The 23,973-nt window shown below is 41.9% G+C and carries 30 protein-coding genes and 2 pseudogenes; 31 read left to right on the top strand and 1 reads right to left on the bottom strand.

The window, feature by feature from the left end; translation table 11 throughout:
* From B5G33_RS01750 to B5G33_RS21530, 25 genes and pseudogenes are all read left to right on the top strand, one after another.
* Positions 1–240, top strand: coding sequence for a helix-turn-helix domain-containing protein (locus B5G33_RS01750; protein ID WP_087416520.1), 240 nt, complete (start codon positions 1–3; stop codon positions 238–240).
* A gap of 366 nt (positions 241–606) precedes the next feature.
* Positions 607–756 (top strand): SHOCT domain-containing protein, encoded by a 150-nt coding sequence (locus B5G33_RS01745; protein WP_087416519.1) that lies wholly within the window; start codon positions 607–609, stop codon positions 754–756.
* 67 nt (positions 757–823) lie between these two features.
* Positions 824–2,560 (top strand): recombinase family protein, encoded by a 1,737-nt coding sequence (locus B5G33_RS01740; RefSeq protein WP_087416518.1) that lies wholly within the window; start codon positions 824–826, stop codon positions 2,558–2,560.
* Positions 2,547–2,864: pseudogene (locus tag B5G33_RS01735) on the top strand (23S rRNA (uracil-5-)-methyltransferase RumA); the annotation flags it as partial. The gene B5G33_RS01740 and the pseudogene B5G33_RS01735, both read left to right, overlap by 14 nt.
* Positions 2,865–2,955: 91 nt before the next feature.
* Complete coding sequence (locus B5G33_RS01730) at positions 2,956–3,147, top strand: hypothetical protein (protein WP_087266967.1); 192 nt, start codon at positions 2,956–2,958, stop codon at positions 3,145–3,147.
* Positions 3,148–3,291: 144 nt separating this feature from the next.
* Complete coding sequence (locus tag B5G33_RS01725) at positions 3,292–3,900, top strand: hypothetical protein (protein WP_227709045.1); 609 nt, start codon at positions 3,292–3,294, stop codon at positions 3,898–3,900.
* Positions 3,901–3,904: 4 nt separating this feature from the next.
* Entirely contained in the window at positions 3,905–4,138 is a 234-nt protein-coding gene (locus tag B5G33_RS01720) for an Imm74 family immunity protein (RefSeq protein WP_087266970.1), read from the top strand.
* Between the two features lie 170 nt (positions 4,139–4,308).
* Entirely contained in the window at positions 4,309–4,803 is a 495-nt protein-coding gene (locus B5G33_RS01715; RefSeq protein ID WP_087266975.1) for a YcxB family protein, read from the top strand.
* 16 nt (positions 4,804–4,819) lie between these two features.
* Entirely contained in the window at positions 4,820–5,272 is a 453-nt protein-coding gene (locus B5G33_RS01710) for a hypothetical protein (protein WP_087266979.1), read from the top strand.
* Between the two features lie 69 nt (positions 5,273–5,341).
* Positions 5,342–6,022: a PoNi-like cognate immunity protein gene (locus B5G33_RS01705; protein ID WP_087416516.1), complete on the top strand. Its 681-nt coding sequence runs from the start codon at positions 5,342–5,344 to the stop codon at positions 6,020–6,022.
* A 124-nt stretch (positions 6,023–6,146) separates the two neighbouring features.
* A complete protein-coding gene (locus B5G33_RS01700) occupies positions 6,147–6,545 on the top strand; it encodes a hypothetical protein (RefSeq protein WP_087416515.1) in 399 nt (132 codons plus the stop codon).
* Positions 6,546–6,560: 15 nt separating this feature from the next.
* Positions 6,561–7,073 carry a hypothetical protein gene (locus B5G33_RS01695; protein WP_087266988.1) on the top strand — a complete coding sequence of 171 codons (513 nt, stop codon included), beginning with the start codon at positions 6,561–6,563 and terminating at the stop codon, positions 7,071–7,073.
* Positions 7,074–7,144: 71 nt separating this feature from the next.
* A complete protein-coding gene (locus tag B5G33_RS01690; protein ID WP_087416514.1) occupies positions 7,145–7,600 on the top strand; it encodes a hypothetical protein in 456 nt (151 codons plus the stop codon).
* Positions 7,597–7,929, top strand: a complete 333-nt coding sequence (locus B5G33_RS01685; RefSeq protein WP_087416513.1) for a hypothetical protein — start codon at positions 7,597–7,599, stop codon at positions 7,927–7,929. Before B5G33_RS01690 ends, B5G33_RS01685 begins: the two co-directional genes overlap by 4 nt.
* Positions 7,930–7,973: 44 nt before the next feature.
* On the top strand, positions 7,974–8,249 hold the full coding sequence (locus B5G33_RS20990) for a hypothetical protein (RefSeq protein ID WP_204247312.1): 276 nt from the start codon (positions 7,974–7,976) through the stop codon (positions 8,247–8,249).
* A gap of 2 nt (positions 8,250–8,251) precedes the next feature.
* Entirely contained in the window at positions 8,252–9,079 is an 828-nt protein-coding gene (locus tag B5G33_RS01680) for a hypothetical protein (protein ID WP_087416512.1), read from the top strand.
* A 14-nt stretch (positions 9,080–9,093) separates the two neighbouring features.
* Positions 9,094–9,399: a hypothetical protein gene (locus B5G33_RS01675; RefSeq protein WP_087416511.1), complete on the top strand. Its 306-nt coding sequence runs from the start codon at positions 9,094–9,096 to the stop codon at positions 9,397–9,399.
* Between the two features lie 323 nt (positions 9,400–9,722).
* On the top strand, positions 9,723–9,950 hold the full coding sequence (locus tag B5G33_RS01670; protein WP_022150879.1) for a helix-turn-helix domain-containing protein: 228 nt from the start codon (positions 9,723–9,725) through the stop codon (positions 9,948–9,950).
* Positions 9,943–11,505, top strand: coding sequence for a type I restriction-modification system subunit M (locus B5G33_RS01665; RefSeq protein ID WP_087416510.1), 1,563 nt, complete (start codon positions 9,943–9,945; stop codon positions 11,503–11,505). The genes B5G33_RS01670 and B5G33_RS01665 overlap by 8 nt, the downstream gene beginning before the upstream one ends.
* Before the next feature lie 37 nt (positions 11,506–11,542).
* Positions 11,543–12,127 carry a hypothetical protein gene (locus B5G33_RS01660; RefSeq protein WP_242974396.1) on the top strand — a complete coding sequence of 195 codons (585 nt, stop codon included), beginning with the start codon at positions 11,543–11,545 and terminating at the stop codon, positions 12,125–12,127.
* Entirely contained in the window at positions 12,087–13,397 is a 1,311-nt protein-coding gene (locus B5G33_RS01655; protein WP_087416508.1) for a restriction endonuclease subunit S, read from the top strand. The genes B5G33_RS01660 and B5G33_RS01655 overlap by 41 nt, the downstream gene beginning before the upstream one ends.
* A 13-nt stretch (positions 13,398–13,410) precedes the next feature.
* The gene (locus B5G33_RS01650) at positions 13,411–13,959 is read left to right on the top strand and encodes a restriction endonuclease subunit S (RefSeq protein WP_087416507.1); all 549 of its coding nucleotides are present in this window, start codon (positions 13,411–13,413) and stop codon (positions 13,957–13,959) included.
* Between the two features lie 14 nt (positions 13,960–13,973).
* Entirely contained in the window at positions 13,974–15,644 is a 1,671-nt protein-coding gene (locus B5G33_RS22690) for a type I restriction endonuclease subunit R (protein WP_330396613.1), read from the top strand.
* A gap of 7 nt (positions 15,645–15,651) precedes the next feature.
* Positions 15,652–17,193 carry a type I restriction endonuclease subunit R, EcoR124 family gene (locus tag B5G33_RS22685; protein ID WP_330396612.1) on the top strand — a complete coding sequence of 514 codons (1,542 nt, stop codon included), beginning with the start codon at positions 15,652–15,654 and terminating at the stop codon, positions 17,191–17,193.
* Between the two features lie 706 nt (positions 17,194–17,899).
* Positions 17,900–19,144 carry an FxLYD domain-containing protein gene (locus tag B5G33_RS21530; protein ID WP_087416506.1) on the top strand — a complete coding sequence of 415 codons (1,245 nt, stop codon included), beginning with the start codon at positions 17,900–17,902 and terminating at the stop codon, positions 19,142–19,144.
* 164 nt (positions 19,145–19,308) lie between these two features.
* Here B5G33_RS21530 and B5G33_RS01630 read toward each other — a convergent pair whose 3' ends face one another.
* Positions 19,309–20,244, bottom strand: a complete 936-nt coding sequence (locus tag B5G33_RS01630) for an Abi family protein (RefSeq protein ID WP_087416505.1) — start codon at positions 20,242–20,244, stop codon at positions 19,309–19,311.
* A 258-nt stretch (positions 20,245–20,502) separates the two neighbouring features.
* Here B5G33_RS01630 and B5G33_RS21295 point away from each other — a divergent pair, with 258 nt between their 5' ends.
* The 6 genes and pseudogenes from B5G33_RS21295 to B5G33_RS22525 form a co-directional block, all read left to right on the top strand.
* The gene (locus B5G33_RS21295; RefSeq protein ID WP_158229560.1) at positions 20,503–20,676 is read left to right on the top strand and encodes a hypothetical protein; all 174 of its coding nucleotides are present in this window, start codon (positions 20,503–20,505) and stop codon (positions 20,674–20,676) included.
* 125 nt (positions 20,677–20,801) lie between these two features.
* Positions 20,802–20,942, top strand: coding sequence for a hypothetical protein (locus tag B5G33_RS21820; RefSeq protein ID WP_242971242.1), 141 nt, complete (start codon positions 20,802–20,804; stop codon positions 20,940–20,942).
* A 45-nt stretch (positions 20,943–20,987) separates the two neighbouring features.
* The gene (locus B5G33_RS01625; RefSeq protein ID WP_330396611.1) at positions 20,988–22,022 is read left to right on the top strand and encodes a macro domain-containing protein; all 1,035 of its coding nucleotides are present in this window, start codon (positions 20,988–20,990) and stop codon (positions 22,020–22,022) included.
* Between the two features lie 82 nt (positions 22,023–22,104).
* Positions 22,105–22,785, top strand: a complete 681-nt coding sequence (locus B5G33_RS01620) for a vWA domain-containing protein (RefSeq protein ID WP_087416503.1) — start codon at positions 22,105–22,107, stop codon at positions 22,783–22,785.
* Between the two features lie 252 nt (positions 22,786–23,037).
* Complete coding sequence (locus B5G33_RS01615; protein WP_242974395.1) at positions 23,038–23,733, top strand: DUF5714 domain-containing protein; 696 nt, start codon at positions 23,038–23,040, stop codon at positions 23,731–23,733.
* 38 nt (positions 23,734–23,771) lie between these two features.
* A pseudogene (locus B5G33_RS22525) lies at positions 23,772–23,912 on the top strand (DUF1848 family protein); the annotation flags it as partial.
* Positions 23,913–23,973 lie beyond the last annotated feature (61 nt).

The raw sequence follows: 23,973 nt of genomic DNA, 5'->3' as shown, positions 1-23,973 counted from the left end.
ATGAAATCTAAGAAGCATAGAGAACCGCCGGAGTTTGAAACCATCCAGGCGGCTATCGAAGGTGACGCCGAAGCAATCAATCAGGTGCTTTCCTATTTTCAGTCATTTATCAAGAGTGAGTGTAAGAGAGAATACAAGGATGATTTTGGGAGAGTTCACTATGTGACGGATGAATATATGAAAAGGCGGATGGAGACAAAGCTGATTACAAAAATTCTGGATTTTAAGATCCGGCTATAAGCTAAGGACAGGAATATTCCCTTTCTATTTCTGATCCTGAACGTACTGTACCTTGAAAACTGAATATTTTATCCTGCAGGACGTAAGGAAACAGTGGAGCCGGGCGGCAGATACGCCAGGATGATTCAGCATCAATTTTCACTTTGCGACATCGTGACGTAAAGTTTAGGTTTATATACAAATAGGGAATTTGAAGATGGATAGGAGCGAAGAAATATCATGCTGCGGGCAGAGTGTGGGAACTTTGTGGCGAGGATACTTCCGGAGAGGCTACTCCGGTCTGAAAAGATGGTGAGATACCAATGAGGCTGTTCCCCCGACAGCCACCTGCAGGATTCTTTTGCAGTGATGAAAGGGGAGAATGAAATGGATACAAAAAAGTTACTGCGATATACAATGCAGTTGGCTATGTTAAAACAGCTTTTAACAAAGAAATTGATTGATGAAAATGAGTATTCTTTGATACAGAAAAGATTGATGAAAGATTATGGTATCGTTTCCAATATTACCGCTTGACGAATCATTTGTGTCAACATATAATAAAATTAACACTATGATAGGGATACAAATTAGGGAGCGGAAAATGGAAATAGAATTGATTAAGGCAAATGACTTTTCCAAAGGTTCTGCCGGAAAACGTGTTGAGCGATTGAGAGTTGCCGCTTATTGTCGTGTGAGTACGGACGATGAGGATCAAACTAAAAGTTATAATTCTATGGTGAGATATTATACGGATCTCATTCAAAATAACAATGAGTGGGTTTTTGCAGGCATTTATGCTGATAAAGCTATTACAGGAACTAAAACGGATAAGAGAAACGAATTTCAAAGGCTGATCCAGGATTGTATGGACGGGAAGATTGATCTAATCATCGCAAAAAGTATCCCACGTTTTGCCAGAAATACGCTGGATACTTTAAAATATGTTCGCATGCTGAAAGAGAGAAATATCGCAATTTATTTTGAAGTAGAAAAAATCAATACCATAAAAGACGGCGAATTTCTTATGACAATTTTAAGTTCTGTGGCGCAGCAGGAGGTTGAAAATACTTCTGCCTATGTGAAAAAAGGATTAAAGATGAAAATGAAACGTGGGGAACTTGTTGGTTTTCAGGGTTGTACTGGATATGATTATGATGTGGCAACAAAATCAATTTCTATTAACGAAGAAGGGGCAGAAGTTGTTCGTTATATATTTGAGCGGTATGTAGCGGGAGCCGGAAGCACTATGATTGCCAGAGAACTAAATGAACAAGGGATAATGACGATTAAAGGAAATCTTTGGGTGCCATCTAGTGTCATGGGAATTATAAATAACGAAAAGTATAAGGGCGACATTTTACAGGGAAAGACATTTACGGCTGATCCGATCTCAAAAAGGCGGTTGCAAAATTTGGGGGAAGAAGATCGGTATTATATACATGATCATCACAAACCGATTATTTCAGAAGAAATGTTTGCCAGAGCGCAGGAAATCAGAAGGCGCAGAAACGTAAACCGCAAGCATGGCGTTACACCTGGAAAAAGAGAAAAATTCAGTCGTCAGTATGCGTTTAGCTGTTTGCTGGAATGTGGATTTTGTGGAGCCAATCTTTCACGCAGACGTTGGCACAGCAATTCAAAGTATAAAAAAACAATATGGCAGTGCGTGAAAGCTACGAAAAAAGGTAAGCGTTTTTGTCCGGATAGTAAAGGAATCCCAGAGCAGGTAATAGAGGAAGCCTTTGTGGAGTCATACCGGATGCTTTGCAGAGACAATAAGGATGTATTGGAAGAATTTTTGAAGCGTACTGAAAAAGCTCTTGGAGAAAATTCTGCAAAGGATCAGTTGAACAAGCTTCAAAAAAAGATTGATAATCTTTCATATAAGAGAAAAAAGCTGTTGGATAATTATTTGAGCGGCATTGTGGAGCAGGATATTTATGAAGAAACAGACGTAAGTCTCAAAACAGATTTAAGTAATACAAAAGCTAAGCTGGAGTATTTCCAACAGCAGGCAGATGAAGAAAGTTCGCTGCAAAGGAGAATTACAGATTTTAAGAAAGCACTGTCTCAAAATGAGGTGCTGGAGGAATTTGACAGAGGTATCTTTGAGAGTATAATTGAAAAGGTAATCGTTGGCGGTTACGATGAAAATGGAGAAAAAGATCCCTATAAAATCACTTTCATATATAAAACAGGATTTACAAACGGAATTGGAAATGCAAAGAAGCGTTTTGGAAAGTCCGTTGGTGTCGGGGACAAAGCGAAAAAAATGTGTTCCGATGTCAGTGACAAGGTGAAGGATGTGTATTCCAATATTAGTGACAACACATGTTGAGACGGTATGTTTATTGTCCAAACTTCATTCAGACCAACATATCGAGGTAGAAGTGAAAATGGACGAGCTTGATTTGACGGCTGCGGAGAGCAAAGCCACTTATGAGGAAATCAAGAAGTATGTACTGGAGTATACGGGATTAAAGGTCAGTAATTTATATATCGCACAGGTAAAGCAGAAATGCGGTATTATTGAGAGGGTAAATTATAACCTACCGAAATCAGAAAACTCCAGACAGCCGAAATGCCCGCCAGAAAAAGAAAAAGCTATAAAAGAGGCATTGGAATATTTTCGTATGATCTGACGCTATCTCGGAAATAGTTATACATTTTTGCACATTTGAGCTGCTCTCCGTTCCTACATATAATGAAAGTGAAGAAACGGAGGTGGCTTGTATGAGAGAACAGAAATTCCACATTTATCTGGATAGCCACGAAAGGACAATCCTGCTACATAGCCTTGTGGAACTGAAAAATCAGCTCCTTGCGCAAGGCAGATATGCGGACTGCGTTGACGAACTGATTTTTAAGGTTACGGGCGCACCGCTGAAAAAACTCAAAGTACAACACGATTGCGGGAGGGTATGATGGATGGCGTAGAATTTAAAGAACTGTTCAAGGCAGCTGTGGAAACACTGAGGGAAAAGACGATCACTCCGCTGTTGGAAGCAGACGCAACCTATCAGGAGGAATTTTGCTGATGCAAAGCGGTATAATCAGTATTGGGATGAGTTGGAAAAGGGAGTACATATAGATCATCCTGGACTGACACAGGCGGATATAGACGCGTGGAAATTAGCGGATATTAAACTCGATGAACATATCGCTATCAGTAAGGTGGATACGGATGCCGTGGTTAAATTGAGGGCAAATGAGGCTACCGCGTACGATAGTTTTATTACATCAAAAAATAGTATAGATGAAATCAGCAGTTCGTCACTGCTGGATATTGATGCAATACGTCCTAAGTTAAAAACTGAACCTGATACGGCTTTTTTCTGGTCTGGAAGAACAGACGGAATAGGTGGAGCTGAGAATGCAGCAAATATCGCTAAAAGTAGAGGTGGAGTTACATTAGAATCTACAATTGAAAAACAAAAAATTGTTATGCCGGAATGGGATTTTAATAATCCAAGTACAATGGAAGCCTGGGACTTGGCATCTGGAGCATATGCCGAACAGGTATCAGGAGAAATAAGAGCGGTCATTGGTTCAGAATTAAGACCGGGCAATATATGGGAAAATATTGAGCTGCCACGTCTTAAGAATAATCCTAATGTTACAAAGATAACAACAATTGACCCGAAAACAGGTATAGAGCATGTTATTTTTGAGAGGTGAGAAAATGAAAATTACAGGTAGTATGAACTATGTTAAATTTGATTTGGAAAATGGTTATATCATAAAAGCGGAAGGAGAAATGCTTGTAGGGAGAAAATTTGTAGTATATACAGACACTATGAAAACATGGGAGCCACCGCATGAGAATGAGAAACTCAGTAAAGAACAAATAGAAGAAATCATTCGGGAAGTGCAGGAAAGTATGAGTGAAAATACAGTTCAGATTATATTTGAATAAAAAAATATGTTTTTGCAGAACATTTGCCGGAAACATGAAATATCAGATATGATATCGACATTTTGCCGTAGCTTTTTATAGATCCATAAGCAGAAAGTTCTCCATAAACAGAAAGTTTATCAGGAGATTAGCAGGGGCTACAGGCGTATTAAGAGAGGGGAAAATCAGAAATGGATAACTTTTTTGTAAGTGAATTTCAATACACAGAAGAATGTATTCCGGAATATCTGAAACGGTGGTGGAGAGAAAACCTGATAGTATCGCATATCTTAACAGCGCTGGTTTTCCTGTATTTTTCCTTGATGTTGATCATACGGAGAAATCTTGTTTATCTGTTTCTGGAACTTCTGCCGGTCCTGCTCCTGCTGCTCATAAGATTCAAGGTCAGCAGGGCAATTAAAGTAGAAAAAGAAAGATATCAGGTAAATTACAGGAATACGGTACCTCTGATGCATATCGAAATAGGTCAGGATATTCTTTACAGAATAGAGGACAAAGAAAAATGTTTATCCCTGTCGGATATTAAAAAAGTGTTGGAAACCCCTGATATGATAGTGATATGTTTGCGGGGGAATCTTATCCTGCCGGTAAAAAAGACTGGATTTATACAGGGGGATGCGGAACATTGTATTAAGTATCTCAGGAGTCAGATAGGGAGCAGATAAAGCGGAAGGTGTGTTCATGTATATTCTTATTCCATTAATACTGTCAGTAGTGTGTTCATTTGTGAATCCTTATGTGGGATTGTTTGGTATATTCACACTAGTAGAAATAATTATTATCCTTTGTGTTGACATCAATGCAAATGTCAGGATCAAATTGAGCCATAAAGTATCTGCGGAAAATCTGTCCCGCTCGGAACGGCTGAAGAAATCAGGAAAGGTTCTTGCAGCAGCAGAATGTGTTCTCACTGCTTTTTTTACAATAATAACTGCAATAGTAGAGATCGGGGTGTGGATGCTTGCAAGCGGAAGCCTTACAGGTGATTCTGCGGTTATGACACCGTTTTCTATCATTTCAGAGGAGAACCTGACACTTAGTTGTATTTTACTTGTATTTGCTATAGCATTTCAGGTAATCGCGCTTATTCTTGCTTTTGTCAGGAGAGGACAGTTGAGAAAAAGAATTTGTTGAGACGATGCTTCTGATGCCCATAAGGGTCAAAGCTGCCGAAGTTTTTCAGAATGGAACAGAGGACTGCAAATGAGAGATCAGATAAAAGATCGAGAATATTTTAATGAATTTTTGCAAGAGGAGCAGGCGAGGATAACCAGATTCTCAGATAAGCTGGCAAATGGTGAAGTAAAACCGGAGAGGCAACTGGCAGTAAAAACAAAAATACATGATTTAAAGCTGGGAATATTAACAGCCAGATATTCCAGAGGGGACGAACTTTCGGCTTTGGAAGGTGAATATGCAGAATTATTGAAAAGCTGGGGAGAAGTAGGGGAACTGGATAATTATAATAAAAACCTGAAAATGATCTCACTGGGAGTTTTGTTTGAGGGAGATATCGTATTGGCAAAAGAGACGAAAGCTATGCTGGATGCTGCAAACATTGACGATTGGCTTTTGGGTTTTCTGTTGAACTCATGGACAGGGAGTGGAATTGATAATAAAGACGTTGATCTGATCTTTCCGAAAGATTTTTCTTTGCTGCAGAAGGTGGTACTGACTCATAATAGAAGAGAATCTCTACAGGAATACTTGTCTTGCTGGTACAGGGAAGACTGCGGATGTTACGAAGCGCATAAGAGCAGCCAGAAGATATATTATGGGTATTGGAGTTTTGAAGCCGGGGCTGTGGCAAAAATATTGAATATAGACGATACAGGCATGGAACATGTGCCCTATTACCCGTACGATCTGGTCCATTATAAGTAATCAATCCTGAACGGATATGTCCGTGAACGTGCGGAAGAAACAGGCGGTTTTCTTTTCGGTTTGATGACGAGAGATAAAATATTTCTGTGATACCGAAAGTTTATAAAAGAAGGTGATTTATGGCATGCGGTCAGGCAGATATATGTCAGGGCATACGACAATGTCCTGTGTAAAGAAAGAAATGCACCGGCAGTTTGGAGACGAAATATTGCTGGAGGAGGAAAAGCACGCCTGGGAGCATCATGGATGGTTTTTGTTGAAATTCCAGTATATACCGAAACCATATATGATTCAATTTGAAGGAGAATTTAACTGTTTTAATGTTAGGATAACGAAAGACGATGACGCTTATATTGCTTTGAAGAAACTGACTGATTACAGCAATGATCTTACTGAGAAAGATATATGTGATTCCATAGAAAAACTGAAGAATGTACTAAAAGGCGATATTGTTTTTTATAGATCCATAAACGGAAAACCCTATCAGGAGATTAATGGAGAGTACAAGTGGATCAAGAGATGAGAGGACTAGTTTCAAATGGATAACAAGTTGGTGAAAAGAAAAATACAGACTTATGAGATTATTTTATGCATTTTTGTACTTGCCGTGGTCGCGGCGGGACTGCTCATGCCGAAGACAGGCCCTCTTGTAATGATCGATGAGATCTGCGACATAGTTGCCATCTGGACTGTATGCATCTATGTGATCGTGCGGATCATACAGTCCAGAGGGCGGTTCCAGGCTTCCGTGAAAGCAGCCCGGATCCTTGTCATAGCCGCATGTGTGGTGATCGGCGTACTGTTTACGAGGAGCACGGCTCTGGATCTTGTGTCCGGACCGGAGACGGCGCAATTGACGGATATACAGGTCAGCAGATCCCAGGCGCATACAGGTATCTTTTCGCTCCACTACTACCTGACAGGAACGGACAGCCGGGGAGAACGTGTCCGGTTGGAGATATCGGGAGACGACTACACCAGACTGTCGGGAAGCAGCAGCGTCACGGTTGAATATTACAGACATACCGGGCGGATCGTAAGGTATCTATAGCGTGCGAGCAGTGTCCGGAACATCCCGGACTATCTGAGGAACTGTAGTCTGGAGAGCGGAAGGAGAAGAAGATGGATATTGTAAATGACCTTATCAGGCGCCGCGCGGCCTGCGAACAGGAGATCGCGGAGCAGGAACGGAAGATACAGGAATACGAAAGGGCGTATGAGTCGCTGCGCAGGTTTGATGGAGCTGTAGATACGGCTCAGAGTAATTTCCACAATGTAAATACAGTAAAACTGAACCGTACATCAGAACTTTCATCCATAACTTCAAGGTGCCGTACAGCACAGCTTTATCTGGAGGGCTCACAGAGAACTCTGAACGGATTCGGGGCAAAGATCGTAGGGGCGGCATTTACCGGACTGGATGTGATGATACGGCTGAAGCTTGCGGAGTACAGACTGAAGATACAGAACTGCGAGAACAGGATATCATCACTCGAGAGATCCATAGACTCGATCAACAGCATGATCGATACTGCCAGGGAAGAACAGGAGCGCGCGGCGCGGGAGGCACAACAATGAGCAGAGAACTTGTATGTGCGGACGGGGAACTGTCCGCAGCATTGAATAAGACAGAGCGTTACATCGAGTTCCTGGATGAGTGTATCCGGGAATATAACAAGATCCTGTCTGATACGGCAGGCATCGGGATCGACGACGTGTTGGTCTGCACGGAGCTTGCACGGCTTTCAGGGCAGGTGTCAGAGATAAAGAAAGAGCTGGATGCAGTGCTTCCGGACATTTCGGAGGCTGTCGCCAGGGAGATCCAGGACATTGAGGACACGGATAACTTTACATACCCGGACATATCGTTTGGGGACATCATGAGCACTCTTGCAGGATTTTTATAAATTCCCGGCAGGCGGAAATGGGGTGAAATACAGTGATATCAGAGATGACGATTACAGTACAGAGGGCAATGCTGAAGATACAGGCGGAGAGGATGCGGGAACTTGCATCAAAGATAAGCTCCAGATCGTACCGTCTGGAATTTGAGCAGGGGGAAGGTGCTTTCGTAAAGGAGTTAGAAGCAATGGCCGCCGAGCTTAAAAGCGTGGGAAATGCTCTTGGCGCCTTGGCGGCTGTGACGGCGGAACGCCTTGACAGTGCAGAGACGGAATTCACCGCCGCGGACGAACGTACCGCAGGATTCTACAGGGGAGGAGAATGAGAGTGGGGATAAGAAGGAAAACCTTTTGGAAGAGAACGTTTGCTGTATTCCTTGCATCAGCCTGTCTGTGGTCAGCAGCCGGATGCGCAGGAGCGGGAACAGGAATGGACAGGGAGGATGAAGAGGTGAGCACAGAACTGACACAGAGGCAGAGAGAACTGTTGGAAGAGATGGGACTGCCGGCTGATTATGATAAACTTACCGACACTCAGAAGAACGCGGTCACGTCGATCGAGGCGATGCTTTCGTATCTGGAGAGTAAATATCAGGAGAAATTCTGTTATCTGTCTTATGCAGAAGCGGGGACTCTGGAGAAGGAGCACCTGGAGGCATATCCAGCGTCGGGAACACCGTCAGATGTGGTGACCGTATATCGGACATATGAGGACGGAGAATATCATTACGAAGATGATTACGGCAATATCGGAGTCAGACCTCTTTATGAGAGCAGGGTGAGAGAATTTGCCGTACAGTCTTTTCCGGAGAGCGGGATCAAAGTATTCAGCGATATCCGGAACTTAGGACAGGGTACAGACGGACAAAGTGTAACGGAGGAAAATGTATTGCACACCGTATCCGCAGTCACGTATATCTTCATTTCTGAAAGCGTGTGTACGGAGGCGCAGTTCCGGGATTTTACAGAAGAGTGTGCGCAGTGGATGGAAAGCCAGTGCCAGGGTGTGGCGGCACAGATCTGTCTGAGACTGACAGATGCAGCTCAGTGGGAGTTGATCGATGCAACCGGATATGAGGACAAGCTGAGAGCGGACATATTTACGGCTGAGGCAGAATGTGCAATTTCGGCTTCCGGCAAGGTTACGGTTTACTGACGGAGGAAATGATCATGTATCTTACAGATGAACAAATCATGCTGCTCGAGCAATTGACCTATCTTACAGACGATGTGGCGGATGCAGCCGGGGTGCTCCTCGGCCCGTATGACAGCGTGGAGGATCTGCTCCAGCAGTTTGATGATGATGCGCTGCAAAGGCTTGAAGATCCGGGAAATCCTGACAGCACAAAGGACTATACAGGTGGAAAGAAATGGGCGGCCATCATACGCCAGATCAAAAGCGATCCGGATTTGTACAGTCTGGATATTGTGAATAAAGACGAGACGGTCGCTCTGCTCACGAGAAAAGCCCAGTAAATCAAAGGTTTCTGCCGATTTGGAGCGAAAATAGGTGTGTGTTTCTGTTTCCGTAGAATGGGTATAGGGAAATTGATTTACCCAGGGGGATAGACATAGGAAACAAGTGATATACATTTTGACGAAAGGATATATTTTCACAAAATCAGAAAAAAGTGGCATTGCATTTTCTTTAATTAACTGGAAGTGCAATGCCGTTTTGTTATGAATAACAGTTTATTTGAAAGAAAATTTCTTTTTCAAAAGGTATTCCTGAATTGAAAAATTCACTTTTGCGTGATATACTTTTCTTATATTTTCTGGCAGAAAAATGGAGGTGCGATATGGCAGTTAGCTATAAGAAATTATTCCATTTATTGATAGAGAAAAACATGACGAATGCACAGCTGCAGCAGGAAGCGGGTTTTTCCGCAAATATTATCACGCGATTGAAACGAGGCGGGTATATTTCCCTTGAAAGTGTGGAAAGTATCTGCCGTGTTTTGAATTGTGGTGTGGACGATATTCTGGAATTTATACCGGAAGATAACGGAGGAAAAGAGAATGGTTGATACTAAAAAGGAACAAGAGCGTGATGAACTGCATCGTGCTATTTGGGCAATTGCGGATGAATTGAGGGGAGCAGTTGACGGATGGGACTTTAAGAATTATGTTCTTGGAACGATGTTCTATCGATATATTTCTGAAAATTTGTGTAATTACATAAACAGTGGAGAGGCAGCAGCAGGAAACTCTGATTTTGACTTTGCAAAAATGCCTGACGAGGATGCAGAAGAAGCACGTGACGGATTAGTGGAAGAAAAAGGCTTTTTCATTTTGCCGAGCGAATTATTCTGCAATGTTCGTGCCAATGCTGCGAATGATGAAAACTTAAATGAGACATTGGAACGAGTGTTCCGCCATATTGAAGAATCCGCGAAAGGCAGCGAGGCAGAGAACGATTTTGCTGGACTGTTCGATGATTATGATGTGAATAGTAATAAATTAGGTTCTACGGTAGCCAAGCGGAATGAGAAACTGGTCAAATTGCTGAATGGCGTGGGAGAAATGAAACTTGGTGATGTGAAAGACCATTCCATCGATGCGTTTGGTGATGCATATGAGTACCTTATGATGATGTATGCCTCCAATGCGGGAAAATCAGGAGGGGAATTTTTCACCCCTGCAGACGTCTCAGAACTGCTCACAAGGCTTGGAACTGTGGGAAAAACAGAGATCAATAAAGTTTATGATCCGGCCTGTGGGAGCGGCTCCCTGCTGCTAAAGGCAGAAAAAATTCTGGGCAGAGATGCGATAAGAAATGGCTTTTATGGGCAGGAAATCAATATTACCACTTATAACCTGTGCCGTATTAATATGTTTTTACATGATGTGGGATTTGATAAATTTAATATTGCCTGCGAGGACACATTGATCAGTCCGCAGCATTGGGATGACGAGCCGTTTGAATTGATTGTTTCAAATCCGCCTTATTCTATCAAATGGGTGGGAGACGATAATCCGTTGCTGATTAATGATCCCCGTTTTGCTCCTGCCGGAGTTCTGGCACCAAAGAGTAAGGCGGATATGGCATTTATTATGCATAGTCTTTCATGGCTTGCTTCAAACGGTACCGCTGCAATTGTATGCTTTCCAGGTATTATGTACCGTGGCGGAGCCGAGCAGAAAATCCGTAAATATCTGGTTGATAATAACTATGTGGATTGTATCATTCAGCTTCCGAGTAACCTGTTCTTCGGGACTTCTATTGCAACCTGTATTATGGTTATGAAGAAAAATAAGACAGACAACAAAACCCTGTTTATTGATGCAACGGATGAGTGTATTAAGGTGACGAATAACAATAAACTGACTCCCGAGAATATTGACCACATTGTCGATGCATTCACAAAACGGGAGGAAGTGGAACATTTCACTCATCTGGCTACCTATGAAGAAGTTTCTGGAAATGATTATAACCTGTCCGTATCCACTTATGTGGAAGCCAAAGATACCAGAGAGAAAATAGATATTGTGAAGCTGAATGCGGAGATCAAGGAAATCGTGGCTCGGGAGCAGATGCTTCGAGATGAGATCGATAAGATCATTGCAGAAATCGAGGTGTAAAATGGTTGTTCGTCTTGTTCAGGACATAAGAAAGGCATTGGAAAACGAATTGTATTTTGTTGCGCTGAGTTCGGCTTTGACATTACCAGATATTTGTGGAAAGGCTGCTTATCCAGATGAACGGAGTAGTCGAAAAAGATATATTTCATGGTATGATGAGGAAATAGGAAAATATGAAAAGAATCCAGAAGATAAGGATGATATGCCATATTTGTCGGGAGAGGTAATTTATAGTTTACGCTGTTCTTTGTTGCATGAGGGAAATCCAAATATGAAAAATGATAATTTACGGACTAATCAACCTATAGATCATTTTTCATTGGTCATTGAAAAAGCTAAACCATTTGATATTTATTCAGATGCTAGTACGATAACTAGATTTGGAAATGAACAGAAACGTGAATATAGGATGAATGTTAGAAGAATATGTATGATTTTGTGTAATGTGGCAGAATCCTATTTTAGAGATAATAGAGATAAATTTCATTTCAATTATGAAATTATTGACTGGGACGAAGTTACATCGCATTTGCCACCAATAGACATGGAAAAGGTTTTTGCAGAGCTAGCTAAAAGCGGTGATGAATTTTACAAAGGAAGGGATATGGGCGAAAATGAATAGAATAAATGAATTAATAAAAGAATATTGCCCAGATGGTGTGGAAATACGTTGCCTTGAGGATTGCTGCAATTTGCTTGATAAAAAGCGAAAGCCTGTAACAAAGGCATCTCGTGAAGCCGGAGAATATCCTTATTACGGTGCTAATGGTATTCAGGATTATGTGTCAAACTACATTTTTGATGGTACTTTTGTTTTGGTCGGTGAAGATGGAAGTGTCATTACAAAGTCAGGAACACCTGTGGTAACATGGGCAGAAGGAAAAATATGGGTTAATAATCACGCACACATTATTGAAGAGAAAGAAGGAGTAATGTTGCGTTATTTATATCATTATATTCAGACGATAGATGTAACTTCGTTGATCCATGGAAACATCCCGAAATTGACAGGAAAAGATTTTAAGGCGTTGAAGATCGCTGTACCTCCGTTGGAGGTACAACGTGAAATAGTCCGCGTGCTGGACTCTTTCACGTTACTTACAGCCGAGCTTATAGCCGAGCTTACAGCCGAGCTTACAGCTCGGAAAAAGCAATATGATTTTTACAGGAATAAGTTACTTACTCATAATAAGGAATATCCAATGAAGCCACTTGCTGACTTAGGTAAATGGTCTGGTGGAAAAACTCCATCTATGGCAAATACAAGTTATTGGGAAGGTGGAACAATTCCTTGGATCTCATCGAAAGATATGAAAGTCTCTACTTTGGCGGATACCCAGGATCATATTACAGAAAAGGCTATAAATGAAGCCTCTATGACTTTGTTCCCTGAAAATAGTATTGCAATAGTGACTCGATCTGGAATTTTAAAACACACTTTTCCAGTTGCATACGTTCCTTTTAAAACGACTATTAATCAGGATATCAAAATTTTGGTTGTGAATAAGGAGGTTTTGCCACGCTATGCATTTCATGTCATTCAGGGGAAAGGCCAGGATATTCTAACAAGAACGAAAAAGCAAGGAGGAACAGTAGATTCTTTAGATTTTCAAAAGGTGCTTGCATATAAGGTTCCAGTTCCACCTTTAGATGTGCAGGAGCGCCTGGTGCAGGTTCTTGATAACTTTGAATTTATATGTACTGACCTCAACATTGGTCTGCCGGCAGAAATCGAAGCACGTCAAAAACAATATGAATATTATCGAGATTTGCTCTTGACATTTGCTGAAACGGGAAGCACGCTCGTGACAGACAGACAGACAGACAGACAGACAGACAGACAGACAGACAGACAGACAGACAGAGAGACAGACAGAACTGAACGCAATTAGGCTTATTCAGTATGTGTTTGGCTATGCTGTCTTACCGCTCAGAAAAGTTGCAAATGTATTCAGAGGGGAATACATCACCAAGAAAAGTACTACAAAAGGAGATATTCCAGTGATCCTTGGTGGTCAAGAGCCAGCTTATTATATCAATAAATATAACCATGATGGGGAAATTGTAGTTATTGCCAGGAGTGGAGTTTCTGCTGGCTTTGTTTCCTATTGGAATCGGAAAATATATGTTACAGATGGCTTTGGATATGAAGGAAGAAACGAACTGGTCACTACAAAATATTTATATTATGTTTTAAAAAATATGGAGCCTGCTTTGAATGCAATGAAAAGAGGGGCAGGTGTCCCACATGTTAGTGGGGAGACACTTTCTAATGTGCTGCTGCTTATACCAGCTTTGCAAGAACAAAATAAGATTGTAAATATACTCGACCGATTTGATACCCTTTGCAACGACCTGTCCGAAGGCCTTCCGGCGGAAATTGAGGCGCGCCGGAAGCAGTATGAATACTATCGGGATAAGTTATTATCCTTTGAAGAACTACAGAAAAAGTAAGGAGGCGAAATGCTGTGCCATATTTTAATATCGTGGCGGAAACGTCAGAAAATACCGTTGTCACGGAATATGAGCCGGTAAAGAAGCGTTCCGACAGTTACCAGAGCGAAGCCGCCTTGGAACAGGAATTCATCCGCATGCTGTGTGAGCAAGGGTATGAATACCTTCCGATTCACACGGAGAGTGATCTGGTCAGTAATCTCCGCAAGCAACTGGAGGAATTGAACCATTATACCTTTTCTGATACGGAATGGGAGGACTTCTTCCACAATGCCATAGCAAACCCGAATGAACACATCGTGGAAAAGACCCGGAAGATACAGGAGGATCATATCCAGAATCTGCGCCGTGACGATGGATCGACTAAGAACATCACGCTGATCGACAAGAAAAATATCCACAATAACCGTCTGCAGGTCATCAACCAGTATGTGGTTAGTACAAAAGATGGGGCAAAGCACGACAACCGGTATGATGTTACAGTGCTGGTCAACGGGTTCCCGTTAGTACATATAGAACTGAAACGCAGGGGCGTGGCCATCCGGGAGGCTTTCAATCAGATTGAGCGCTACCAGAGAGAGTCTTTCTGGTCGGGCAGTGGGCTGTATGAATACATCCAGATTTTTGTTATCTCCAATGGAGCAAATACGAAATATTATTCTAACAGTACCCGGTGGAACGCAGAGCGGGAGCATAAAAAGAAAGGCGCAAGTAAGACCAAGAGCAGTAACAGTTTTGAGTTTACCTGTTTCTGGGCAGATGCCAATAATCGTGTGATCCCTGATTTGATCGATTTTACGAAGACGTTTTTCGCAAAGCACACGATTTTAAATATCTTGACAAAATATTGTATCTTTACGTCCGAGGATATGCTGATGGTCATGCGCCCTTATCAGATCACAGCTACGGAGCGCATCCTTAACAGGATTGAGATTGCCAACAATTATAAAAAATATGGCAGCGTTGAAGGCGGCGGTTATATATGGCATACTACAGGTTCCGGCAAGACCCTGACTTCTTTTAAGACAGCAAGGCTTGCCTCAAGGCTCCCGTATATTGACAAAGTACTGTTCGTGGTAGACCGTAAGGATCTGGACTACCAGACTATGAAGGAATATGACCGTTTTGAAAAGGGGGCGGCGAACAGCAATACATCCACTGCGGTTTTGAAAAAGCAACTGGAGGACGTGGAAGCCCATATCATTATCACAACCATCCAGAAACTGGCAACCTTTATCAAGAAGAACCCTGTTCATGAGGTGTATACGAAACACGTAGTCATCATTTTTGACGAGTGCCATCGGAGCCAATTTGGGGACATGCATACGGCGATTGTGAAACACTTTAAGAAATACCATCTGTTCGGCTTCACCGGTACACCAATCTTTTCCGTGAATTCGGGCAGGGCGAAAAACCCGGAATTCTTTACTACGGCGCAGACGTTTGGCGACCAGCTTCACAGCTATACTATTGTGGATGCCATCAATGACAAGAATGTACTCCCATTCCGGGTAGATTATGTCCAGACGATGAAGGCTGAGGAAGAAATCACGGATGAGATGGTCTGGGATATTAACCGGGAGAAGGCCATGATGGCGCCCAAGCGCATCCAGCTTGTGACCAGCTATATCCTGGAGCATTTCGACCAGAAGACGTACCGTGGCGATAAAACCTACATAATATAATACACTGGTGAATATCAAGGAAGTGGTATCTGCCAAGCGTGACGAAGTGGAAGAAATCAAGAGGAAACAGCGCATCAGTGGTTTTAATTCCATCTTCGCGGTGGCGAGCGTGCCGATGGCCAAGTTGTATTACCGAGAGTTCCAGAAACAGATGGGGGAAGATCCGACCAAAAAGCTGCGGATTGCGACCATCTTCAGCTATGGCGCAAATGAAGGGGAGGCAGATGGTATTCTGGATGAGGAAAATTCCGAAGATACCTCTGCCCTTGACCAGCCGTCCCGGGAGTTTTTGGAAGAAGCTATCCAGGATTATAACGAAATGTTCCATACGAACTATGACACCTCCAGTGAGAAATTCCAGAATTATTATAAAGACGTGTCACTGCGTATGAAGAACAAGGAACTGGATTTATTGATTGTTGTGAACATGTTCCTCACGGGATTTGACGCTACGACTATGAACACGCTGTGGGTGGACAAAAACCTGAAGATGCATGGGTTGATTCAGGCGTTTTCCCGTACCAATCGTATCCTGAATTCCATTAAGACCTTTGGGAATGTCGTGTGCTTCCGAAACCTGCAAAAGCGTGTGGATAGCGCCATTTCCCTTTTTGGGGATAAGAATGCGGGAGGAATCGTCCTCCTACAAAGTTTTAAAGATTATTATTACGGGTACGAATCCATAGACGGTAAGCCAATGCCGGGATACGTGGATTTGATAGAAGAACTGAATCAGAAATTTCCATTGTCGGAGCCACGAATCACCGGGGAGCAGAACCAGAAAGAGTTTATTGCCTTGTTTGGCGCTATTCTCCGCATGCGAAACCTTCTGATATCCTTTGATGACTTTAAAGGCAAGGAGAGGATCTCCGAGCGTGATCTGCAGGATTATCTGGGGCGTTATCAGGACTTACGAGACGAGTGGAGTCACAAACGGAGAGAAAGCACGGATATCACGGATGACGTGGTCTTTGAAGTGGAACTGATTCACCAGATAGAGATTAATATTGATTATATCCTGATGCTTGTGAAAAAATACCACGATACCCACTGTGAGGATAAGGAAGTGTTGATCACGATCCGTAAAGCCGTAGACGCCAGTCCGGAATTGCGGAGCAAGAAACAACTGATCGAGAATTTTATTGCCGGGATCAACGAGGTGGATGACGTCATGGACGAATGGAATAACTACGTGGCACAGCGGCGAGAACAAGATCTTGATGAGATTATCGTGGAAGAAAGGCTGCGCCCGGAGGACACCCGGAAGTTCATGGAGAACGCTTTTCGGGACGGGGAAATCAAGACAACCGGGACTGACATTGATAAACTTTTGCCCCCGATCTCACGCTTCGGCGGCACTGGTACCAGGGCGAAGAAGAAGCAAGGCGTCATTGATAAGTTAAAGACATTTTTTGAAAAATATTTTGGTATTGGCGGTTCAGCATCTTTTATCGAGCCGAGACATAACATGATTACTTATGATCTTGACGGAAAGGAGTCGCTGTCGATGGTAGCAGAACCGAAAACACCATATGGAAAGAAGGATTAATTCTTGCAGGCATGATATATTAGTGTTCGTAAGGAAAATGGAACTATTGACAAATAGAACGTATGTTCGTATAATATAATCATCGCTACAGTAGGAATCGTTGATACGAAACGAGAAGAGATTAAACAGACACTTTCCCTTGAGTTTAATCTTGCTTAGGAGGCGTAATGATTATATGGAATATGAAATAGGATCCAAAGCCTTCATCATTGAAAGTAATCGAATTCTTCGAGAAGTAACCATAGTTCGTAAGAACTCAGATTTCTATATTGTTCGGTTTGACAACAATGGCAGTATCCAGTTACGCAAAAGCCGGATCTTCCCTACCAGGGAAGCTGCAGAACAGTATCTTTCAAAGAATAACCGCGATAGTAGAATACATATTTGCAATTTAATATAACGATTTGGAGGCTATGCTAGTTTTAAAAGACATTTTATACAATGTCTGGGAAAACCGGAAGAAAACAAATAATGTGGATTTATTCACGAGAATGCGGTTCGTATTTGTTGTGTTCAGATTTCCTTTATAAAAGAGGTAGGTTACGCAGAACTGGTTTACTAAAGGTGTACTGTTTTTTCAGATCCACTGAGCTATGATAATAATTGCCAAAATAAGACGGGGCTTGAAGTGAAAACTTCAGGCCCTTTTTTCGTGGCCGGACGGGGCTATATCCTTTCACTCGCCTGTACATAGAAGAGAGTGAAAGTGTTACTGCATGACTGTATATGTGAAAAAAGTTTTTCGTTGTTTTTTTCAATCCTTCAGGTTATAATTATTTCAATATTAAATGATAAAGGGGGGAGCATTTTGGCTCTAATTAAGTGTTCAGAATGTGGAAGAGAAATCAGCGATAAGGCTAGCAGTTGTCCTCAATGTGGCTGTCCGGTAACAGGAACAGAAGAACTGGTAGAAAAACTTGCTGTGGAGAAAAACGATTCAGAGGGAAACAAAGAAGAAAACAATAAAGAAAAAATTAAATCCGAAGAAAACAAACCAAAAGAGAGAAAGAAATTATCTAAAGGAGGAGTTATTGCAATTATTGTTGCAGTAGTAGTGATTGCAGTTGCAGCTATTGCCTACTATGTGTTGACCACGGATTCTAGAAATTATAATTCTGCAAAGGAACTGTTTGAAGAAGAAAAATTTCAAGAAGCGTTAGAAATTTTCGCTGAACTTGGTGATTATGAAGATTCGGCAGAGATGGTAGAAAAATGTGAGTATGAATTATCTATAGATGGTCAGTTTATGAGAAGCCTTTCGAAGGGATTAATGGCTCGATGGGCTGAATCAGACGCTCAGGCAGAGCAAGGTTTTATAGGGGAAGATCCAGATCTGTACAGCAAGTACTGCGAGCTTGAATTAGAACAGGTTGGAGATTTTGCAGATCAGACGTTTGATAATAGTGAGCTTGAGGCGGACGCAAAGCAATATATAGAATACTTAAATCAGGCTCAAGAAGCAACTAAATTCTATACTGTGGATTATACGACATTTAGTACACAATGGGCAGATACATACGCAAATAGAACAATATTATTGAAAAAGTTTGTAGATGATTATGGCTTAGTTGTAAAAGAAGAATATCAGGATACTCTGGATGATCTCTTGGTGGATGCATCAGCGGCACAGGAACAAATTGATATAAAAGATTCGATTCAAAAAATGACTGAGCAGTTCAAAATCGAAACAACGGAAGACGAATGGGGGTATAAGACCTACAAGATATCTATGAAAAATACTACAGATCGTACTTTTGAGTATTTTAGTGCAGAGATTAATTTGTATGATGAGAAGCAGGTAATTGTAGGAACTGGAAACACAGATCAACTTAACTCTTGGCAACCAGGCCAAGAGGCATCTGTTAGTGCATGGTTTGATGGAGAAATCAATCCCAATGATTATACTATTAAATATGTTCCACATTATCAGTCTGGTACATATTATTCGTAATTAATGACAAGTGTACTAAAGGTGTACTGTTTTTTCAGATCGGCTGTGCTAACATTAGAATTGCCAAAATAAGACGAGGGCTTGGAGTACAAATTTCAAGTCCTTTTTTCGTGGCCGGACGGGGATACAGGTTTTGAGTGCTTTTACTAGCTTGTGAGGCCGTCTTAAATGCGGTATCGGGTAATATCTTTCCAGTTTGCAGGGAATCCCATTATATCCAAAAGGGAAGATTCACTGATCTGCCCGCTGTTTTTTATGTACTTATTGATAATGCCGATTAATTCGCGTTTAAATTCCAGAAAGTCCTGTTTGGGGAGCAGGTAACGGAAAGCGATGACCAGACCGAACAGATCCCGTTTTCCGGAAAGATACTGATTCCCTTTTTTTGGTATATTCAGTTTCTGATGAAGCATTGTATCTGGAAAATCAATCTGGGTCCGGAAAGAATAAAGCCGCTCGTTATGTGCGCATACGTTCCGGAACAGGGTAAGGATTTTCAGATAACGTTCCAGGTTCTTTTCATTTACGCCTGGAAAATCTTTGCTGATACCGCTTTGCAGTTGGAAGGGGAGCAAGGCGTAAAATCTGGAAATCTGTCCATAAGTCAGGGTGTTGGTCAGCACCCATAGAGGAACGTTATGGTAAACCTTCCGTTGGTGGACAACATAATTATGTTCCGTATTTTTATTTGCCTGGTAGGATAAGATCTGGATCAGGCGGGTGATATCAGCAGCATTCTTTTTTGTATGATTATAATTCCCAGGAGTGAGGTATGCGGTCTGCTGTTCGCCATGGAGACTGCAAAAATGGTAGGAAACAAGCTGCCGGATTTTACATTCTATTTCACACAAATATTTGAAAACAAGTTCACGCAGGGAAAGATCAAACCGGTACAGGGCATAGATATCCTCAAAAGAAGTATTGTTCTGGTAAATACGAGTCATGGGGTTGATGAACGGTGTTTTGTATCCTCCGATCAAGGAAAAATATCCGATATTTTTTAGGATTTCTTTTGCGGCTGCCCGGTCATGAATTTGAAGTTTTTTTTCATTCTGCAGTTTATCAAGCTGCTGGTCATATGTAAGAAACGGTTTTGACAAAGCTTTCCCCTCTTCCTGTTTTCAGAATAAAAAAAGGAGGGCCCGCAGGTCCTCCCCCGGTCTCAGTCCTCACGAGTATCTGAAACCTGATCACTAAGACAGAGTCTAGCACGGATCCACTCAAAAGTCAATGGCTTTTAGCAAATCCAGCGGCTTTGTCCTTCGATTATTGTATTCGAAGAAAAAAGAAAATATGCAAAGATTCCGCCCGGAGTGATCCGGGCTTTTTCTACGTCCATTTTCAGGAGGTGGTGACACATGTCGAGCCGGATCAAGGGCATTACAGTGGAGATTGGCGGCGATACCAGCGGACTGGAAAAGTCGCTTGCCATATTGAAAACGCTGGATCATATCAGGGTATTTGAGGATGAGACACTGCTGGTGATATTTCTGGACGGATCGGAGATTGAGTGTAGAAGTGAAGAAGCATAAGAAAAGAGGCCGATTGGGATGTAAGAGTCCTGATCGGCTTTTTTTCTTGTACTTTTTCCGGATAGTAAAGGGTGACAAAATATGATAGAATAACGTTATTAAATTATTAAATTGTGGAGACAACAATGAGGAAAGTTGACGAATTAAGAAACGAAATTACGAATCAATTTGCTTGTGAGTATAGAGTTGTAAATAAGACCTTCGTGCAGATGCTTGAGGGATTAGGATATGATATTGAACTGGAATATGTGAAACGGAAAGGATAGAGTATTGATATGCCTTTTGAAATAGTACGAAATGATATTGTAAATATGAAGGTGGATGCAGTGGTGAACACTGCAAATCCTAATCCAGTCATTGGCTTTGGAGTTGACAGTGGGATACATAAAAAGGCAGGACATGAACTGCTTGTAGCTAGACAGAAGATTGGCTGTATCGGCTTTGGTGATGCTGTTGTCACCCCTGGTTTTGAATTAGATGCCAGATATGTGATCCATACTGTCGGCCCAGTATGGGATGGTGGTAATCATGGTGAGGAACAGATACTGTCATCATGCTACCGGAAGTCCCTGGCGTTAGCAAAGGAGCATGGGTGTGAGTCCATTGCTTTCCCTCTGATATCCACAGGTAATTATGGTTTTCCTAAGCCATTGGCCTTGCAAATAGCTGTCCGTGAGATCAGCTCTTTCCTTTTGGAAAATGAGATGCAGATCTATCTGGTTGTGTTTGAAAGGGAAGCCTTTGCCCTATCAGAGAAGCTGTTCAAATCCGTAAGCAGTTATATTGATGAAAATTACATTCGTAGCAAAATACTTGGTGAGTATGGTACGGAGAGTGTATATACTTCTCGGCTTAAAACAAGGAGAAGAAGTGAACGACTGAAGGGTCGTAATCAAATCTTTGGGGAGATTGATAAGTCCAAGACATCAAAAGCGAACTTTGATATGTCTGTTGGAGCACCGGCTCCAACGGAGGTTGATGATTGGGGGACTCTTCTAAATAATTTGGATGCGGGATTTTCCGAGACGCTCCTAAAGCTGATTGACCGTACCGGGAAAAAGGACTCAGAGATTTACAAAAAGGCTAATGTCGATAGAAAATTATTTTCAAAAATCCGGAACAACCCAGAATACAAGCCATCCAAGACAACGGCGCTGGCTTTTGCCTTCGCCTTGGAATTAGATATCGATGAAACAAAGGATTTTATTGGACGGGCTGGATTTGCTCTTTCTTATAGCAGTAAATTTGATGTGATCGTGGAGTATTTTCTTGTAAATGGAAATTACAATGTGTTTGAATTAAATGAAGTCCTGTTTGCATTTGACCAACCGTTGATCGGCGCATAAAAATGTCGCATACCATTCGACCATTTATCCTCCTATTTTACTTATACTAAAATCACAATAAAGAAAACAGGAGGATTTTAAAATGACTGAATTAGTATTTATCTTAGATCGTAGTGGTTCCATGTCGGGGCTGGAGATGGATACCATTGGTGGTTTCAACTCTATGTTGAAAAAGCAGCGTAAGGAACCAGGGGATGCCGTAGTATCTACAGTGCTGTTTGATAACCAGACGGAAGTTGTCCATGACCGTATTGCCATTGCAGATGTGCCAAACCTTACTGAAAGGGACTATTTTGTCCGCGGCTGTACAGCACTTTTAGATGCCGTGGGTGGGGCGATCCATCATATTGGGAATATCCACAAATATGCCCGGAAGGAAGATGTGCCGGAGAAGACGCTTTTTATTATTACCACTGACGGCATGGAAAATGCAAGTCATCATTACACTTATGATAAGGTCAGCCGTATGATTAAACGTCAAAAGGAGCATTATGGCTGGGAGTTTCTTTTCCTTGGAGCTAATATTGATGCGGCGGCAGAAGCGAAAAGATTTGGTATTGATGAATCTATGGCTGCAAATTATCACTGTGATCAGATTGGAACTGCTCTCAATTACGAGGTTATCAGCGAGGCGATTACCAGCGTGAGAGCGAGTGCAGCACCATTGTCGGTTGATTGGAAAAAGAAAATTAATGCCGATTATAATAGCAGAGAAAGACTTGGTAAAAGATATGAGCGAAGAAAATTTCAGGATAGAATATGAATAGATATCTTATGACTGTTTTAGATCAGAAAAGTTCGATGATGTAAACAGGTTTTGGGATTGAATCCTCTTTACTGATTTCCCCAAAAGAGCAGGTTGAGGTAATGGAACGTATCTTTGGCAGCAATTCGGATTATTGTCTGCGGTAATTTATTATAACTTAAAGATATAAAGGGGTTCTGATTGAAGCATCAGAGCCCTTTTGCTATAATCAAATCAGAAAAAAAGCAAAGGATTCCGGCAATCGGGAGAATGGTAGATGATATGAAAGAAGAATGTTTAATTTGTAAAGCGCCCCTGGAGTATCTTCAGGAAGATATAGAAATGGAATGTGAGCTGTGCCATAAGAAAGAAAAGAGCAAAACAAGATGTATCAATGGTCATTATGTCTGCAATGAATGTCATATGAAGGGGATTGACAGCCTTGTGGGACTCTGCATGAGTCAGCCGTCGAAAAATCCGGTTGTAATCCTCAATGAAATGATGGCGCTGCCTTTTTGTCATATGCATGGACCGGAACACCATATCATGGTAGGCATGGCCCTTCTGACTGCTTATAAAAATTCCGGCGGAGAACTGGATCTGAAAAAAGCGCTGGTAGAGATGAACAGCCGGGGGAGTTCTGTTCCAGGAGGAGCATGTGGATTCTGGGGCGCCTGTGGAGCGGGAATCAGTACAGGAATGTTTATTTCCATTGTTACCGGTTCTACACCTTTAGGAAAAGAAAATTTTGGACTTTCTCATAAAATGACGGCCAGCGCTTTAGGAGCCATCGGAGAAATCGGCGGTCCCCGGTGCTGCAAACGCGATTCTTATCTTTCCATTCTTAAAGCAGTTGATTTTGTAAAAGAAAATCTGGGGATCTCTATGGAGATGCAAAAGATCCGATGTTCTTACAGCAGTCAAAATAATCAATGTATTGGGAAACGCTGTCCATTCTGCCGATGAATTAAAAGAGCAGATGGAATCGATGCTGAGGAGCCGTTATGATACTAAGCGTAAGCAGAAGAACAGACGTGCCTAACTATTATTCGGACTGGTTTATCAATAGATTGAAAGAAGGATTTCTATATGTCAGAAATCCCATGAATATACATCAGATGGAAGAATTTATCGATTGCGTAATGAACGGAAGAAAACCGGAAGTTACAGTGTACGATGGAACAAAGTCTACACAGATTGGATTTG

The sequence above is a fragment of the Blautia sp. An81 genome (genome assembly GCF_002161285.1).
Taxonomy (GTDB): domain Bacteria; phylum Bacillota; class Clostridia; order Lachnospirales; family Lachnospiraceae; genus Blautia; species Blautia ornithocaccae.
The sequence above is the reverse complement of the archived record's forward strand: the minus strand, read 5'-3'. Positions and strand labels throughout refer to the sequence as shown.

What these genes read in the sequence shown, in the direction of transcription:
- B5G33_RS01740 (WP_087416518.1), top strand. Translation starts at nt 824, where the DNA reads ATGGAAATAGAATTGATTAAGGCAAATGACTTTTCCAAAGGTTCTGCC.
- B5G33_RS01700 (WP_087416515.1), top strand. Translation starts at nt 6,147, where the DNA reads ATGCGGTCAGGCAGATATATGTCAGGGCATACGACAATGTCCTGTGTA.
- B5G33_RS01745 (WP_087416519.1), top strand. Translation starts at nt 607, where the DNA reads ATGGATACAAAAAAGTTACTGCGATATACAATGCAGTTGGCTATGTTA.
- B5G33_RS01715 (WP_087266975.1), top strand. Translation starts at nt 4,309, where the DNA reads ATGGATAACTTTTTTGTAAGTGAATTTCAATACACAGAAGAATGTATT.
- B5G33_RS01695 (WP_087266988.1), top strand. Translation starts at nt 6,561, where the DNA reads ATGGATAACAAGTTGGTGAAAAGAAAAATACAGACTTATGAGATTATT.
- B5G33_RS01670 (WP_022150879.1), top strand. Translation starts at nt 9,723, where the DNA reads ATGGCAGTTAGCTATAAGAAATTATTCCATTTATTGATAGAGAAAAAC.
- B5G33_RS21295 (WP_158229560.1), top strand. Translation starts at nt 20,503, where the DNA reads ATGTCGAGCCGGATCAAGGGCATTACAGTGGAGATTGGCGGCGATACC.
- B5G33_RS01710 (WP_087266979.1), top strand. Translation starts at nt 4,820, where the DNA reads ATGTATATTCTTATTCCATTAATACTGTCAGTAGTGTGTTCATTTGTG.
- B5G33_RS01685 (WP_087416513.1), top strand. Translation starts at nt 7,597, where the DNA reads ATGAGCAGAGAACTTGTATGTGCGGACGGGGAACTGTCCGCAGCATTG.
- B5G33_RS01615 (WP_242974395.1), top strand. Translation starts at nt 23,038, where the DNA reads ATGGTAGATGATATGAAAGAAGAATGTTTAATTTGTAAAGCGCCCCTG.
- B5G33_RS01720 (WP_087266970.1), top strand. Translation starts at nt 3,905, where the DNA reads ATGAAAATTACAGGTAGTATGAACTATGTTAAATTTGATTTGGAAAAT.
- B5G33_RS01750 (WP_087416520.1), top strand. Translation starts at nt 1, where the DNA reads ATGAAATCTAAGAAGCATAGAGAACCGCCGGAGTTTGAAACCATCCAG.
- B5G33_RS20990 (WP_204247312.1), top strand. Translation starts at nt 7,974, where the DNA reads ATGACGATTACAGTACAGAGGGCAATGCTGAAGATACAGGCGGAGAGG.
- B5G33_RS01620 (WP_087416503.1), top strand. Translation starts at nt 22,105, where the DNA reads ATGACTGAATTAGTATTTATCTTAGATCGTAGTGGTTCCATGTCGGGG.
- B5G33_RS01690 (WP_087416514.1), top strand. Translation starts at nt 7,145, where the DNA reads ATGGATATTGTAAATGACCTTATCAGGCGCCGCGCGGCCTGCGAACAG.
- B5G33_RS01675 (WP_087416511.1), top strand. Translation starts at nt 9,094, where the DNA reads ATGTATCTTACAGATGAACAAATCATGCTGCTCGAGCAATTGACCTAT.
- B5G33_RS01705 (WP_087416516.1), top strand. Translation starts at nt 5,342, where the DNA reads ATGAGAGATCAGATAAAAGATCGAGAATATTTTAATGAATTTTTGCAA.
- B5G33_RS21820 (WP_242971242.1), top strand. Translation starts at nt 20,802, where the DNA reads ATGAGGAAAGTTGACGAATTAAGAAACGAAATTACGAATCAATTTGCT.
- B5G33_RS01655 (WP_087416508.1), top strand. Translation starts at nt 12,087, where the DNA reads ATGAATTTTACAAAGGAAGGGATATGGGCGAAAATGAATAGAATAAAT.
- B5G33_RS01625 (WP_330396611.1), top strand. Translation starts at nt 20,988, where the DNA reads ATGAAGGTGGATGCAGTGGTGAACACTGCAAATCCTAATCCAGTCATT.
- B5G33_RS01730 (WP_087266967.1), top strand. Translation starts at nt 2,956, where the DNA reads ATGAGAGAACAGAAATTCCACATTTATCTGGATAGCCACGAAAGGACA.
- B5G33_RS01665 (WP_087416510.1), top strand. Translation starts at nt 9,943, where the DNA reads ATGGTTGATACTAAAAAGGAACAAGAGCGTGATGAACTGCATCGTGCT.